General features: G+C 48.4%; 13 protein-coding genes. 7 read left to right on the forward strand and 6 right to left on the reverse strand.

Annotation, left to right across the window (positions count from 1 at the left end):
• Positions 1-85 precede the first annotated feature (85 nt).
• Positions 86-511 (reverse strand): hypothetical protein, encoded by a 426-nt coding sequence (locus G441_RS18375; RefSeq protein ID WP_051275464.1) that lies wholly within the window; start codon positions 509-511, stop codon positions 86-88.
• Between the two features lie 133 nt (positions 512-644).
• Here G441_RS18375 and G441_RS0109685 point away from each other — a divergent pair, with 133 nt between their 5' ends.
• Positions 645-3518: a M14 family metallopeptidase gene (locus tag G441_RS0109685; RefSeq protein ID WP_026376174.1), complete on the forward strand. Its 2874-nt coding sequence runs from the start codon at positions 645-647 to the stop codon at positions 3516-3518.
• 6 nt (positions 3519-3524) lie between these two features.
• Here the strand turns inward: G441_RS0109685 and G441_RS0109690 are convergent, their stop codons facing one another.
• Positions 3525-4031 carry a SixA phosphatase family protein gene (locus tag G441_RS0109690; protein ID WP_026376175.1) on the reverse strand — a complete coding sequence of 169 codons (507 nt, stop codon included), beginning with the start codon at positions 4029-4031 and terminating at the stop codon, positions 3525-3527.
• Between the two features lie 336 nt (positions 4032-4367).
• On the opposite strand from G441_RS0109690, the gene G441_RS0109705 reads away from it, so the two are divergent.
• Positions 4368-4763 (forward strand): DUF3718 domain-containing protein, encoded by a 396-nt coding sequence (locus tag G441_RS0109705; RefSeq protein ID WP_026376176.1) that lies wholly within the window; start codon positions 4368-4370, stop codon positions 4761-4763.
• A 25-nt stretch (positions 4764-4788) separates the two neighbouring features.
• Here the strand turns inward: G441_RS0109705 and G441_RS0109710 are convergent, their stop codons facing one another.
• The 3 genes from G441_RS0109710 to G441_RS0109720 all read right to left on the reverse strand — a co-directional run bounded on the left by G441_RS0109710 (position 4789) and on the right by G441_RS0109720 (position 7544).
• Positions 4789-5472, reverse strand: coding sequence for a hypothetical protein (locus G441_RS0109710; protein WP_026376177.1), 684 nt, complete (start codon positions 5470-5472; stop codon positions 4789-4791).
• A 103-nt stretch (positions 5473-5575) separates the two neighbouring features.
• A complete protein-coding gene (gene groL, locus G441_RS0109715) occupies positions 5576-7213 on the reverse strand; it encodes a chaperonin GroEL (protein ID WP_026376178.1) in 1638 nt (545 codons plus the stop codon).
• 40 nt (positions 7214-7253) lie between these two features.
• Positions 7254-7544, reverse strand: a complete 291-nt coding sequence (locus G441_RS0109720) for a co-chaperone GroES (protein WP_026376179.1) — start codon at positions 7542-7544, stop codon at positions 7254-7256.
• Between the two features lie 193 nt (positions 7545-7737).
• On the opposite strand from G441_RS0109720, the gene G441_RS0109725 reads away from it, so the two are divergent.
• Together G441_RS0109725 and G441_RS19295 are read left to right on the forward strand one after the other, a co-directional pair.
• Positions 7738-9327: a transporter substrate-binding domain-containing protein gene (locus G441_RS0109725; protein ID WP_169726067.1), complete on the forward strand. Its 1590-nt coding sequence runs from the start codon at positions 7738-7740 to the stop codon at positions 9325-9327.
• A 316-nt stretch (positions 9328-9643) separates the two neighbouring features.
• Positions 9644-10984: a hypothetical protein gene (locus G441_RS19295; protein WP_156896334.1), complete on the forward strand. Its 1341-nt coding sequence runs from the start codon at positions 9644-9646 to the stop codon at positions 10982-10984.
• Positions 10985-10992: 8 nt separating this feature from the next.
• Here G441_RS19295 and G441_RS0109735 read toward each other — a convergent pair whose 3' ends face one another.
• On the reverse strand, positions 10993-11472 hold the full coding sequence (locus G441_RS0109735; RefSeq protein ID WP_034474841.1) for an FxsA family protein: 480 nt from the start codon (positions 11470-11472) through the stop codon (positions 10993-10995).
• A gap of 153 nt (positions 11473-11625) precedes the next feature.
• On the opposite strand from G441_RS0109735, the gene cutA reads away from it, so the two are divergent.
• The 3 genes from cutA to G441_RS0109750 all read left to right on the forward strand — a co-directional run bounded on the left by cutA (position 11626) and on the right by G441_RS0109750 (position 15828).
• Positions 11626-11949 (forward strand): divalent-cation tolerance protein CutA, encoded by a 324-nt coding sequence (cutA, locus tag G441_RS0109740; RefSeq protein WP_026376182.1) that lies wholly within the window; start codon positions 11626-11628, stop codon positions 11947-11949.
• Positions 11950-11967: 18 nt separating this feature from the next.
• Entirely contained in the window at positions 11968-13773 is a 1806-nt protein-coding gene (locus tag G441_RS0109745) for a protein-disulfide reductase DsbD (RefSeq protein ID WP_026376183.1), read from the forward strand.
• 87 nt (positions 13774-13860) lie between these two features.
• Positions 13861-15828 (forward strand): class I adenylate cyclase, encoded by a 1968-nt coding sequence (locus tag G441_RS0109750; RefSeq protein WP_026376184.1) that lies wholly within the window; start codon positions 13861-13863, stop codon positions 15826-15828.
• The last annotated feature ends 64 nt before the right edge of the window (positions 15829-15892 follow it).

The following is a 15892-nucleotide window of genomic DNA, read 5'->3' on the forward strand; positions in this document are numbered from 1 at the left end:
CGGTGCAGCCTCCACAGTTGATTACAGCAGTGATTAATAACGGCGATAGTATAGTGATGTGAGAAAGTTTCGCAGCAAATAAATGCTAATGTTTGGCAATGTAAAGACTACCCAAGAGCAGCTCTGCAGTGACAGGCAAGGAATGCTTTGTAAGCCACTCATCAACCCCTTCAACCGTCGTAGTGCGAATCAATGGGACACGCGCCTTTTCAAAAAATGGCGCAATATGCTCACCTTGAGCGGGTTCAGCAACTAACCAGCATTCCGACATTTGATTGGAACGAGTGAGTACCACATCGCTTTTAAAGGGTGACTGGCTGATTGCATCAGGCACCACCCATTCGCGCATGTCAACGAATACGTACCAGGGATTTCCTCTCATCAGATTCATGGTTTCTGCCAGTGCGGACAGGTACTCATAGTCGGTCGGAATATCCCAAATACCATACGTTTCCACCACAATGATGTTACGTATGCGGTCAATCACAAATCCGGGCTTACGGTGCGCCAATTAGACCTCTCTGCGTTTTTGCTGACTGAATGCCCTTTGCTATTACAGCACAGCTGCTAATATTTGGCCTGGCGAGCTAAATATGCCACATTGCATTGTGTCACAGAAAAATAATCACAAAAGGAAAGCATCTATGCTTCAGATAACCCGCCGGCTTATATTGCTAGTGAGCCTTGCTATACCGTCTGTTCATGCGGCGGTATTGATGTCTCCGGTTCAGTCTCCGGATCTTGAATATCAGGGCACATTACTCCTCGACAATTACGACAGCGCCATCACGCATCCGGATAACATCCTCGGTTTCCCGGTTGGCGCACGTGTCGCGACGCCCGACCAAATTCATGCTGCGCTGGCAACCTGGGCAGAACAATCAAACCGCCTGCAGGTTGTCGAGTACGCGCGCAGCCATGAGGGTCGCCCCTTGCATGCGGTATTTATATCCACACCAGACAACCTTGGCCGTTTAGAGCAGATCAAAAGTGACATCGGCCGTCTTGCTGACCCACGCAATACCTCAGATAGCCAAGCTAATCAGCTCATCGAGAGCCTGCCTGCCGTAGCATGGATGGCTTACTCAATACATGGCAACGAAACGTCGGGTGCAGACGCAGCCCTGACCGCCATTTATCATTTGATAGCAAGCCAGGACGACGAGGTCGCAAAGCTCATTGACGATATGGTTATCGTCATCGACCCGATGATGAACCCAGATGGGCGAGCGCGTTTTGCCAAGTCGTTAGAACAATATCGTGGTACTGCTCCAAATGTAGACGATCAGTCTCTGTTACATCGGGGCGATTGGCCCTATGGCAGAACCAATCATTACTTCTTTGATTTGAATCGCGACTTTTTCTACCTCACCCAGCCAGAGACGGTGGGGCGGGTAGCTCTGATCAATCAATGGCGCCCACAGCTGATGATTGATGGGCATGAAATGGGCGCCCAGGATACCTATCTGATGGGACCACCCCGTCAACCATTAAATGACAACATTGACCCCGACTTGCAGAAATGGGCCAAAGTCTTTGCTCGCGAACAAGCAGCTGCATTTGATGCGCGCGGATGGCGATACTACACCGGTGAATGGTTCGAGAACTGGTATCCCGGGTATTCGAACTATGCCGAGTACCGCGGCACCATGCATATCCTGTATGAACAATCACGCATGGCAGAAGACGGTGTCCGCCGCCCGGAAGGCACGGTACAAACTTACATGGAATCGGTGCACCATCAGTTTGTTTCTACCCTGGCAAACCTGCAATCGTTGGCTACACATAGCAAAGAGATGTATCGCGATTTTTGGCAGGGCCGCAAACAAAACATCGCTTCAAGAGGCAAATTTGCCAATCGTACCTTTGTTATTTTGGCCAATGATAATCATGGTCGTACGCAGGCATTAGTAGAACGCTTGCTGGCACAGGATATTGAGGTGTTTGTTGCAGAAAAGGACATTAAGGTAGACGAAGCCGTTGATCATTTGGGGCAGACTCGTGAGGACATCGTCATTCCTGCCGGCAGTATAGTCGTGCCCAATCGTCAGCCTGAAGCACCATTGATCGCAGCGATTCTGGAGTTTGATGCTGGCGTGCTGGATGACGTACTGCTTGAGGAAAGACAGAAAACCCTGCGTGACGGCTCGTCGATTATGTACGATACGACCGCGTGGAACCTGACCATGATGTACGGTTTACCGAGCGTGACTGTCAATCAGCATATGACTAAAGACCTGACCGCCTATACACCTCCGGTCGCCAGCCATCAGCTAATGGATAATGCTATTGCCTGGGCGGTCGACGGACACGACGATCGCTCATTGGCGTTTGCCGCCCGAATGATGGAGCGCGGCGTTGAAGTGCGCCTGATTGACAAGCAATCTGTACTGAACGGTAACACCTTTAACCGGGGCTCGATCATGGTCACGGTTACTGATAATCCTGGCAAGAGTGCGCTGGCTGATACGGCAAAGATGACGGCTGACGAATTGAATATCTCGCTTTACGCGGTGGCAAGCGGTTTTGGTGAAGGCGAATTGCCAGACTGGGGTGGTCGTCATTTCCGTATTCTGGAGAGACCCCAGGTTGCCATCATCAGTCACGGTCGGTTCTCCAGCTACGACGTAGGAGCAACCTGGTGGAGTCTGGATGCTCACCTTGGTATTCGTCACAGTCAGCTTGATGTCAGTCGCCTGAACTGGGCCGATTTGCGTCGCTATAATGTGCTAATCCTTCCTCATGGCTGGGAGAGTCTCGATAAACCACAGCAGACTAACCTGCGCAAATGGGTCGAAGCAGGAGGCACGTTGATCGCACATGGGCGAAGTGCTGCCGGGCTGGCACAAAAAGAGGGAATAAGTAAAGTCAGAACCATTGAAAACAGTTTTGACGACGCGCTGGATTACGATATCGCGCTGCGACGTGAGTGGCTGGCCATGTCTGACCAATTGAACAGACAACAGGTGATGTCACATACTCTGGCAAGCGATTTCAGCTTTCCATGGGATGGCTTACCGAAAGCCCCCAGCAAAGACGAGCTGGAGCGTCGCGACAAATGGCTGCGTTTATTTATGCCCAGCGGTGCAATGGTGTCCGGACGAACTGACCAGGAGCACTGGCTAACCATTGGCACACCAAAAGTCTTGCCTCTTTTATACAGTAATCAACCACTGTTGATGTCTGGCTCAGAGAGTGAAGCAGTGGTGCGTGCCGGTGTCTATCAGCCACTGCCAAAGCAGTCAGACAATGATGACAAAAAGCAGGCAACCAGCTGGTTCTCTTTACCAGAAGGGCAGACGCTGAATGTGCGCATGAGTGGATTAATATGGCCGGAAAGCGCCCAGCGCATTGCCAATACGGCCTACCTTACTCGTGAAGCGATAGGCCAGGGACAAATTATCCTGTTTTCAGGTCAGCCAAACTTTAGAGGATCCGCGCGCGGTACCAATCGTCTGATGCTCAACGCCATTGTGTATGGTCCTGGACTTGGTGCTGAGCCTCACATCGAACTGTAGACTTACCTAACTGTTCCTCGTCGGGCGGCGCAGCTCAAGTAGCTGTCCTGCCCCGCGAGGGTTTTCCTGCCACTTTCTTGGCAGCGCAATACGGGCCAGCGCTGCTGTGGTCATCAGTTTGCCATCCGAGCGATAGGGCAAGCTGTCAGCAATCAGATAGTCCAGCAGTTCGTCTAAGGCAGGATTATGTCCCACCATCATTACTGGCCAATGACTAACGGTTACCTGCGCCAGCGCAGACAAATGCTGTGCCACGCTCCCCATATACAAGCTTTCATTGATGTCAGGCTCAGACTCAGACATCTTGATTGCAATCATGCAGAGGCGAGCGGTTTCAATAGCACGGGTGGCTGGCGAGCTGATAACAGTGGTTGGCGTATGTTCCGACTGCAGCAAATAGTGACCCGCTTCGCTCGCTGCCAGCTTGCCTCGCCTTTTTAAAGGTCGAAGTCGATCCGGCAGAGGTTCGCGCCAGTCAGATTTGCCATGTCGAAGCAGAATCAATTGCAGCATAAAAATAAAAAAGCCTATGTCAAACAGCTGAAAGTGTAGTTTTTATCAAAAAAAATAGACAAACCGTTTTTGCCATCAACCTGTTCAAGGTCACTGGACATCACCCATTTCATCCTTTTAATGCGAGATAAAGCTAATATTTTTCAATTGGTTACAAATAAACCCGAAAGGTTGCGTATAAAATTCAAACTTGGTCAACTTTTAATCGATTTGTTTTTGGTATTAAAAAATATACCTCTGTATAACCATTTTTATATCCCACTTTTCAGTTTTGCTATTTAATCCGCGGCGTTGACACATTGTCCCTATTTTTTTGGAGTTGAGATTATGAAAACCATGTTGAAAATTGCCCAAGCTACTTTACTGACTGTTGCTGCATCTGCGTCTTTCGTAGGCACTGCACAGGCAGACGTCAATGACGCACTGCAGAACATCTGCACTATCGTTCAGGCAAATGACAAAGGCGAGCTACGCAAAAAGATGCGTACTGTTGAAAATGACTTCAAATTGAAGCTACAGGACTACTACAACGGTATTACCTGTTCAGGTGAGAGCTTGATCCGCACTGCGTTTAAAGCAAATGCGCTGGAGACTGGTGAGCTGCTGGTTAAGAAAATGCCGAAGAGCCAGCTGAATTCCCCGGAAGCAGACGGCCTGACCATCCGCGCCTGGGTATCTGAGAACGGCTTTATGGATACGCCGCTGGCAAACATCCTGAACGAGCGTATCTAATCTTTTTATTGATGAATGAGCCCCGCTAGTCGGGGCTTTTTTGTGCCTGCGGTATTTTTTCTTTATCGTCCTGTGCCTGATTCTCGTCTTCAACGACGGGCATCAACACCTGTACGTTTTCAATCGGCAAAATGCTTGATGTTTTATCATCCTGCGCATAAAGAAACACATAATTAGCGGTAGAGCCTAACAGCATGAAGTTTTGGTTCACCTCGGCATCGTTGCTTTGAGCGATGATCATGTTGCCATTACCCTCTTTTACCTGGTTTGCTTGCCAGTCGGCGTACAGCGTGACGAAGACAAACACATACAGGATGTAGGTGATTAACACACCGATAATTACGGTTTCTTTGTGTTTTGGTGTGTACATCAGAAATAACATGATGCTTCTTTTTAGCGATTTAGGTTTATCCAGCCAGCGCTGTCTGATGCGATAAGACCAAACGGTTGCATAATCAAATATCAGCGCCAGTCCAAGTGCACCGCCAAGCATCAGCAATGCCGCTGGCTCACCAATGCCAATGATAAGCAGATCGCTGGTTTCAGCCAGCTTAAGATAGGGAATTGAGAACTCTGCATAAAACTCGTCACTGTAAAATACACCGCAGAGTGTCAGCAGCATATATGACACGGATAATGTAAAACCGGGGTTGCGCTTAAAAAAGTCGATGACTGTTCCGGTCTGACTTTTGGGCTCATATAGCTGCATGCATTGCACCGAGAATAGGAAAAAGAAATTACCATACACGGGTTACAGGCAATAAAAAACCCGGCAACAAGGCCGGGTTTTTTAGAACGTTTTGATGGATGGCTTACATCATGCCGCCCATGCCGCCCATGCCGCCCATGTCTGGGGCTGCAGGTGCGTCATCTTTTGGTACTTCAGCAACCATGGCTTCAGTCGTGATCATCAGACTTGCTACTGATGCAGCAAACTGAAGCGCGCTACGGGTTACTTTAGTTGGGTCAAGGATACCCATTTCCAGCATGTCGCCGTAGGTATCGTTGCCTGCGTTGTAACCGAAGTTACCTTCACCATTCTTGACCGCATTAGTCACAACAGATGCTTCGGCACCTGCGTTAGACGCGATTTGACGCAGAGGCGCTTCCATCGCACGCAGCGCCAGCTTAATGCCGTGCGTCTGGTCTTCGTTGTCGCCAGTCAGCTCACCAATCTTCGCGGCAGCGCGAACCAGAGCAACACCACCACCAGCAACAACGCCTTCTTCTACTGCGGCGCGAGTTGCATGCAATGCGTCTTCAACGCGCGCTTTCTTCTCTTTCATTTCAACTTCAGTCGCTGCGCCAACTTTGATGACCGCAACACCACCAGCTAGTTTAGCCAGACGTTCTTGCAGCTTTTCTTTGTCGTAATCTGAAGTGGATTCTTCGATTTGCGCACGGATTTGACCGCAACGACCCTGAATCGCTTCTTCTTCACCCGCACCGTCAACAACGGTTGTGTTGTCTTTGTTGATGACGACACGCTTAGCGGTACCCAGATCTTCAAGCGTTGCTTTTTCCAGCTCCAGACCGATTTCTTCAGAAATCACCGTGCCGCCAGTCAGGATTGCGATGTCCTGCAGCATAGCCTTACGACGGTCACCAAAGCCAGGTGCTTTAACCGCAGCCACTTTCACAATACCGCGCATGTTGTTAACAACCAATGTTGCCAACGCTTCGCCTTCTACATCTTCAGCAATGATTAGCAGAGGCTTAGACGCTTTTGCGACCGCTTCCAGAGTAGGCAGAAGCTCACGGATGTTAGAAATTTTCTTGTCAACCAGCAGGATAAACGGGCTATCCAGTTCTACTGTGCCATTTTCCTGATTGTTGATGAAGTATGGTGACAGATAGCCACGGTCGAACTGCATACCTTCAACAACGTCCAGTTCGTTTTGCAGCGCCTGACCTTCTTCAACCGTGATGACGCCTTCGGTACCGACACGATCCATTGCTTCGGCGATGATGTCACCCACTTCTGAATCTGAGTTCGCAGAGATCGTACCGACCTGAGCAATCGCTTTGTTGTCAGCGCAAGGTACAGACAGCGCTTTAAGCTGTTCAACAGCCGCAATAACGGCTTTGTCGATACCACGCTTAAGGTCCATTGGGTTCATACCCGCTGCTACAGACTTCAGACCTTCAGTTACGATGCTTTGCGCCAATACGGTTGCAGTTGTTGTGCCGTCACCCGCTTCATCGTTGGCCTTAGACGCGACTTCTTTCACCATCTGCGCGCCCATGTTCTCGAACTTGTCTTCCAGCTCGATTTCTTTGGCTACTGACACACCGTCTTTAGTGATGGTAGGTGCACCGAACGACTTGTCCAGTACCACGTTACGGCCTTTTGGACCCAGTGTGACTTTCACTGCATTTGCAAGAATGTTTACGCCAGCCAGCATTTTATTGCGGGCGTCATCAGAAAAACGTACTTCTTTTGCTGCCATTATTTAAATTCCTCTAAATCGTTGCCTAAGTGGTGGGTGATTACTCGACGATTGCAAGAATGTCGCTTTCGCTCATGATGAGTACTTCTTCACCATCCAGCTTTTCTGTTTTCACGCCGTAGCCATCGTTGAAAATAACGGTGTCGCCAACTTTCACATCAAGGGCTTTCACTTCGCCGTTGTCCAGCACGCGGCCGTTACCCACTGCGATGACTTCGCCGCGAGTTGACTTTTCTGCTGCTGAGCCAGTCAAAACGATCCCGCCAGCGGATTTGCTTTCTTGATCTTCGCGCTTGACGATCACGCGATCGTGTAGAGGACGAATTGCCATTTTCAAATCTCCTGAAAATACAAGTAAGTAAGTTAAATACACGCGCTTTGGACTGTCTTGTAGCCGCGGCGCATATTGAGACCACGAGGGCCTAAAGCTTTGTCTGGAAGGCAAGATGGGGATAGCCCTGATGATCTCAAGGCTTTTTTATAAAAAAAGTACAAAAAAATTTCATAATGCGATGTCAGAACGCATGAAAAGCGAACAATTTAGTGACAATATAAATGACATGCAGTACGTCATAATGTTTATCACTTTACTCTCTGTGACCTTACCCGGTATCGCCGCAGAACGGGTGCAATGGCTCACCGATGATAAAGACGATCTGAAGTATTTTCGCGAGGCATCATCGCATTCAATTGGTATGGATACCGCCAATATTGTCTATCGTCAGCTCACTCAGTTCGACCTGCAACTGGATGTCGTCTCCGTTTCACGCATCGATAAAGAACTCAGACAAACCGATAACACCTGCGTATCGAGTCGCCTGAAAAACCCGCAGCGTGAGACAGATAATCTGTTTAGCCTACCGATGAACATTCACCCACTGCCGCAGCTGTTCTTTCATCCTGAACGACTGAACATTCCAGACGGCGCACTTAACGCAAAAGGGGAGCTCAGTAGCCTGGCCAAGCTGCTGAAGGCAAATCCTGACGCTAAACTGGCTGTGTTGGACAATATTTCATACGGACCAGGCATCGATAAGATGCTCTCCAATGTCCCATCACAACAAATCGTCAGGTTATCGCTGGATAACCGCTACAGTGCAACACCCAAGTTGCTTACCGAAGGCATGGTCGATTTGTCAATTGAGTACCCGTCGCATTTTTTCGTACAGCGCACCCGGTTCCCTGGTATTAGCGAATTACATTCGATACCACTGCAGCAATCGGCGCAGTTTTTAGTGAGTTATATTGCCTGCAGTCGCTCTGAACTGGGCAAGCAAGTGATTGCGGAAGTTAATCGCATCCTGACAACGGCTTATGGCAGCGATGAGCACATACATGCGCACTTAAGTCATCTTCCTGAAAGCAGTCGTGACGGATTCCTGAAGTACTATCACCAATTTTTTGTCGAACGCTACTCTACAGAATTAAAGGTTGCGGTAGACCACTTTCCACCGTGGATGATAGCTGAAGAAAATCGTGCGCCTTATGGCATTGATATTGACGTTGCGTATTTGCTGGCCGATGAGCTTAATGCAAAACTGGAATTTTTATTGTGCCCCTTCGCGCGCTGCATTCGAATGATGGAAACGGGTGAAGCAGATCTGTATATCAGTATGTTCAAATCCGCTGAGCGAGATGCGTTCATTCATTTTATTGAACCGCCTACATTTACTACCTCGCCTCAGGCTTTCTATCTCAACGCCGCAACACAAGAGGATATTGCAGCCTATGATGACTTGTCCGGACTTATCGTAGGTTTACTCAGAGAAAGTCAATATTTTGAACGTTTTGACAATGACACGAATTTAAAAAAAGTGCCGGTTGTGAATTACGAAAGGCTGATCGATATGCTACTTAAAAATCGCATTGATACCTTTATCGGCACTGAGGTTGTTGTCGATTATTTGATCTCGCGACGCGGTGATAACACCTTATTGAAAAAAGCGACGTTTACCTGGAATACCGAAAGAGATGTGTACCTTGGGTTATCCAAAGCCTCTGCATACAGCCATCTCGTTCCGGCATTAGGTGCTGCGGTGAAACGGTTACATAACCAGGAAGCCTTTCAACGTACCTATGAAGACTGGCTAGACTGCTGTGCTAGTATCAATTGAACAGCATTAAAAAATCAAAGCATCGCTTATGTTTGTCAAAATAACCAAGCATTGATACGTCATCTGCCGCATGAATATATCTGTTCCTCGCAACCTATGGTCGAGAATATGGACGAGATTAATAGAGGATTGTGTTTTGCGTCAGACGACTCTGTTGAACACGCCATGAATGCAAGCTAATATTTTATACTTAAGGAACGTCCAAGCCTAATTGAGTATTAAATACTGACCTGTATCAAATGCTTAAGCATAGACAGTGCGCTTTTGGCTGTACTTTTTGTACCCTGACTTTTTGTTAACCTTAAAGACACAGACAGTGAAGCACGGTGATGCAGATGATGTCCAAAAGCGCTCGGCTAGTGGCAAGGCCGCTGCTGGATTGCCCGAAGGTAAAGCGGTACACCATAATGTACTGCGTAAAGCGGGTATTGATCCTGACCGCTTGTCCATCCTGCACCTGGGCCGCCCGCCCCAGCTACTAAAATACGCTACGCCGCCCTGGGCCAGACGTATATCTCTGGCGTTTATCTTATGGCTTACTCTTTATGCTATGCAGCATACGGGATTTGCTGTGTCAGTGCCGGTATCTGCGTGGCTGTCACTGCTGGTGGGGCTGCTTATGTTACAAGCCGCCTGCCAGATCCTGGTTACCACCACAGAACGTTTCGCAGCACGCATGGGCTGGAGTCACTATGTTGCGGGCACGGTAGCTGAAATGCTGGCAACCTTGCCAGAGTGTATTGTCATTGCCTTTTTAGTGCCGGTTAGCCCGACAACGGCATTTATTCTGGTCATGGTGACCATCTACAATAACGCCCTGGTGTTCAGCGTTTATTCCTACTTTCTGCCCCGTGACACACACGGTAAGTTTCTGATGCCAAAACCGATTACCGATGCTGGCATGCAGGTATTGATTGCTGGTGGGGCAATGGGACTGGCTATGGGCCTGGTAATGATTGTTTTTAACACCAACGCCCATCCCAAGCAGTCATTTTCACCCACAGATTTACTGGTTATCGGCGGCTTGATGCTGGTGATTTTTGTGGCATATCTGTACAAAATGCTAAAGGACTTAAGTCAGGAAGAAGAAGATGTGCAAAGCGCACTTTCACTCACCGAAGAACAAAAAGAAAAGCGCCTGGATTTAGTCTACAAAAACGTCCAAAACAGCTCGTTTTCTCAGATATTCCTGCTTTTGGTGGTGGGCATCGGTGGCGCGTTTCTTGGTGGTGAGAGAGTCGCGTATTTTGCCGAAGTGGCGATTGATGTCATGCATTTAAGTGAGGTACTGGCTGCATTTATTCTGGCTGCATTTGCCGGTATGAGTGAGTACGTTATCCTATGGACCTCGCATCGGAAAAAAGAATATGGCATCGCGTTGGCGAATGCATTCGGCGGTATAACGCAACTGCTGTTTCTTATCGTTCCATTTACGCTGGCGACGATTGCAATCTATCAGCTATTTTTTAATCCATCTCACCCGGACTTGCCGATTGCATTCTCTATCCCGCATATACTGCTGGTCATTTTTTTATTCCCTACGCTCAACACATTAGCCTCCTTGTTGGAGAACGATCACACCATGGGAATACTGGATACGGTCATTATGATCACTTTGGTGGCTTCGTTAATTATGCTGCTGGTTGCATTTGGATAATTGCTGCCCTAACGAAGCTTGTTCTGGTCGTCGTCAGGCTTGCGCTCATACTCGCCCTCAAACACATCGCCATCAGGGTGATTGTGGGAGCGCCGCTGAAAAGGATCTTGAGACTGCTGGTGATAAAAACCTTGCGCACTGCCCTGCTGATGCACGTTGACCACTCGCACTGCCATATGTTGCATAAGCTGCCTGGCCAGCAGCGGACGAGTTACCGGCATGGCCAATAAAAAGCCAATAATGTCGGTAATAAAACCTGGGGTAACGAGCAGAACACCTGCGACTAGCAAAAGCAATCCTTCGGCCATTTGTTGACCTGGCATTTCGCCCGTGGCCATTTTCTGTTGAGCTTTGCTGAACGTCGCGATCCCTTCATTGCGCACCAGCCACGCGCCCACGAATGCGGTCACAATAACGATGGCTACAGTATTCCACCCGCCGATGATACCACCTACGTTAATTAACAACGCGATCTCCACGATCGGCATGATCGCGAATAATAAAAATAGCTTACTAAACAATTTAGCCTTCACATTCGTTTAAGGTCATTCAATCTATTATGATGGGGTAGTTTGCCCAACATGCAAGCACTGTTAAGGTGATTGAAAGAAACTGAAACAATTACGGGTCTTGGAATACACATGAAAGCATCGGCGTGTTTGGCGTTAACAACCTGTCCGTCCGAAGACGTTGCGCAAAAACTGGCTAGCGAACTCGTCAAGCGGCGCTTGGCCGCTTGTGTGAATATCATTCCGGGTATCACATCGGTATACAGCTGGCAGGGACAAGTCAATCAGGACGCAGAATGCAAGTTGCTGATAAAAACCCGTCAGGATGTTGTTCAGGCAGCTTACAACTGCGTGATAGAATTGCATCCTTATGATGTTCCCGAGTGGATGATCATTATTGTCGCTGGTGGCAGCGAAGACTACCTTTCATGGCTGGATAACAGTATTAAAACATAATCAACAAAGTGGCTATTCATGAAGTTTAAGAATATCGTTCTGTTTGTATTGGCGCTGGCCATGAGCTTTCCATGGACGTGTGAAGCTCAGAGTAATGATCCGCTCGCAGATTTGTTTTCTGAAGAGCCGGAGTTCCTTCCCGTCGACCAAGCTTTTCAGTTTGAATTTGATCAGCAGGGCGAACGTTTAATCGTCAGTTGGGACATCGCCGACGGGTATTATCTGTATAAAAAACAGTTCAAGACAGTACTGAAAAACGCCGAATTGGGCGAGCCACAATATCCTGACACCGCGGTACAGATTGAGGATGAATTCTTTGGCATATCTGACGTCTTTTACGATCAGGTCGCCATTACTTTTCCGATCATCAGTTCAGTGCAGGATGGCGTTGTTAAAGTGCGCTATCAGGGCTGTGCAGATGCTGGCCTGTGCTATCCGCCTACTACCCAGGTGGTGTATCTTGATGAGATGAGCACCAGCAGCGGCGATGGCACTGCTGATGTGTCTGGCAACACTAACGCGCCGATATCACAGCAGTTTGAACTAGCTGAGTTACTCTCCAGTGACCAGGGGCTACTCGTCACCCTGGCACTATTCGTACTATTGGGTATTGGCTTGGCCTTCACCCCATGCGTGTTCCCTATGTACCCGATTTTATCCGGTATCGTGATCGGTCAGGGCAAACAGGTGAAGACGTCCAGAGCGTTCAGCTTTAGTTTTGTCTACGTACAGGGCATGGCGATTACCTATTCGTTGCTTGGATTGGTGGTGGCGTCTGCCGGCGTGCAGTTTCAGGCAGCGCTGCAGCATCCGGTCATTCTGGGTGTATTAATCGTATTATTTATTGCTCTTGCGCTGGTCATGTTCGGCGCTTACGAGCTTCAACTACCAAGCGCTTGGCAGGAGAAGCTTAATAATTTAAGCGACCAGCAGACACGCGGTAACTACTTTGGCGTATTCGTCATGGGCGCACTTTCCGGTCTGATCGCGTCGCCCTGCACCACTGCACCTTTGACCGGTATTTTACTGTTTATCGCACAAAGCGGCGATTTAGTACTTGGCTTCTGGGCATTGTACGCACTCAGCATCGGCATGGGGATCCCGCTCATATTGTTTGGCATTACCGGCGGTAAGCTGTTACCGAAAGCGGGTAACTGGATGAACGTGGTGAAAGTGACGTTCGGCTTTATGATGCTTGCGGTCGCACTGATATTCGTTGAGAGACTATGGATTTCCAGCTGGACTGATGTGATGTGGGGGGCGCTAGGACTCATTACCTTCACTTATTTCTTTGTCATGAATCAGGACACACAGGTGAGCTTTGGCAAAGGTTTACGTGCGCTGCTGATATTCATCGGTTTATTCGGTTCAGCGTTCTACAGCTATCAGGCAGTGTTTCCACAACCTCTGAACGCACTTCACTCATCCACACAATCTCAGCTCGGGGATAATAGCCACCCTGAGTTTCTGGTGGTCAAAGATCTGGATGATTTTGAAGCAAAATTAGCAAACGCCGTTGCACAGGGCAAAACCGTTATGGTCGATTTGTATGCAGACTGGTGTGTGGCTTGTAAAGAATTCGAGAAATACACCTTTCCCGATCCTGCGGTAGTAAATGCGTTAAGTAATACGGTATGGATGCAAATAGATTTAACTGATAACACGCCAACGAATCTGGCGTTCCAGGAGCACTTCTCCATTCTCGGTTTGCCTACCATACTGTTTTTTGACCAACAGGGTAGAGAGCTGAGCAATGCCCGTGTGACCGGATTTATGCAAGCGGAGCCTTTCGCCCGGCATGTTGAGAGAATATTTGCTGAATAGACAGTGCATAGTCCGCCGCTTTAGGCAATAATCAGTGATACTCCGCTAACTTGTTGTATAACAAGTTGTATTAACTATGATTGTGGAATGGGCGCACAACAGTCACTGACGATCCAGCAAAACCTCGCCATTCGCCTGCTCAGGGTATTGCGATATAACAAGGCCAGAATCGAACGCGCTCTGGCCTTGTTGCCTGATGATCAAAAACCGCTGTTCCACGTTTTACCCTTCCTTTTACACGTTAATCATCCTGATTTACCGGGTTACTCGGAAGGTGTTGACGTTCCGTTCGGGCTGAATAACTACGCTCTCAGGCCAGAAGTAACGCAAGCACTAAAACATATGTTCCCTCATTTGAGCGAGCAGTTCGATGATATGAAGGCCATCTGGCCAAGGCAACGCTACATCGACGCGCTGGTGCTGATGGGCAGCATAGGCACGATTGCACAGTCTTATCGTTCTGATTTCGATTATTGGGTGTGTATCGACAGCAGCCGTTTCGATGATAAACAGCTCCAAGCACTTGAACAGAAACTTCTGTATATCGAGCAGTGGGCGCTGGACAATTACGACATTGAGGCGCACTTCTTTTTATCCGACATTGAAAAGGTTAGAAACAATGACTTTGGTGTTGCCGAGGGAGACAGCGCCGGGTCGGCACAGGCCCTGTTTTTAAAAGCCGAGTTCTATACCACTAATATTGTGGTAGCAGGTAAAGCACCGTTCTGGTGGCTAATGCCAGACAATACCAATGCTGAGCAATATCAATCGATCATCAGTACGTTGAAGGAAGGAGAGTCTCCGGATCCGAAATGGTTTATGGATCTCGGCAATCTGGAGCAGCTTGACCCGGGTGAGCTGTTTGGCGCAGCCATTTGGCAGCTCAGTAAAGCTATGGATTCGCCATTTAAATCAGTGCTCAAAATGGCCAAGCTAGAAGTGTTTCTGGAAAATCTGGATACCGAGCAGCCGCTGTGTAATTTGCTTAAGAAAAAGGTGCATAACGGGGTTGATGCACCCGGCAACGTCAGTTTTGTTGACCCCTATGCACTCATGTTTGACCAGCTTATTGAGCACTACAGCAAAACAGAACAATTCGATGTGGTCGCACTTTTACAGGAATGTCTGTATATCAAATGTGGGTGCCAGTTAAGTCTGCCGGCAGGAGATGACAACAACTTCAAGCGCCAAATCATGGCCGGTTACGTGAAACAGTGGGGCTGGACCCGCAGCGAAATTCGCGACCTCGATAATATCAAGGAGTGGAGCTTTGCAAAGCTGGTAGCACTGAGCCGGCGTATCCACAGTTTTCTGATCCGGTGTTACCGTCGTATGTCTGCTAAATTACGCCTGGAGAGTGCCACGGTCAGTCAGGAAGACATGACGGTGCTGGGCCGACGGTTAGATACGTTTTACTCGAAAAAACCAAATAAAATTGAATATTTACGCAGTGGTTTTGATGAAGCGTTGTACTGCCCGGTTGTGACGCTCAAGTCCAAGAAGCTCCGAAATGGCAAGCGCCAGTGGAGTCTTTATGAAGGCGATAAACTGAATAACCATGGAGACAGCCTCAAGCACAGCCGCTTGCGCAGCGACGACACCCCAGTACATGTCGTACTGTGGTGTGTGAGTAATCGGATTATCGATAGTCGTTCAAGAATTTTGCTGGATTACGATACCGACCCGGTAACTGAAAATGATTTGTATCAATTAACCGTTACAGCTGAGAAATTATTTCCGCCAATCAAAGTCAGTACGATCCCACGACAGGATCTTCTTACCCCGCAACGCATTGTGCATTGTCTGGCAATCGTCAATTTTGAGGCACTGCGCCTCAAGGCGACGCTGGACGATCTCTTATTGGTATATGCAACGTCCTGGGGGGAGACCTTTATCATTCAGGGGTTGGATGCGTTAGACGGACTGTGGTTTGAGTTGCAGGAGGTACAGCCGCGCCCCGCCTGTTATGCCATGGTGCCTGAAAGCAGTCATCGTCAGCGTATCTATGAAGATTTTATCGTCAAAGTTGATATGTCGTTCACCTTGATTGACTAAAATATTTAGTCACTCGGCCAGTTAAAATCATAGCGTTATCCCAGAATCTGAACCACTCGTCGAA

Source organism: Aestuariibacter salexigens DSM 15300 (assembly GCF_000429145.1).
Taxonomy (GTDB): domain Bacteria; phylum Pseudomonadota; class Gammaproteobacteria; order Enterobacterales; family Alteromonadaceae; genus Aestuariibacter; species Aestuariibacter salexigens.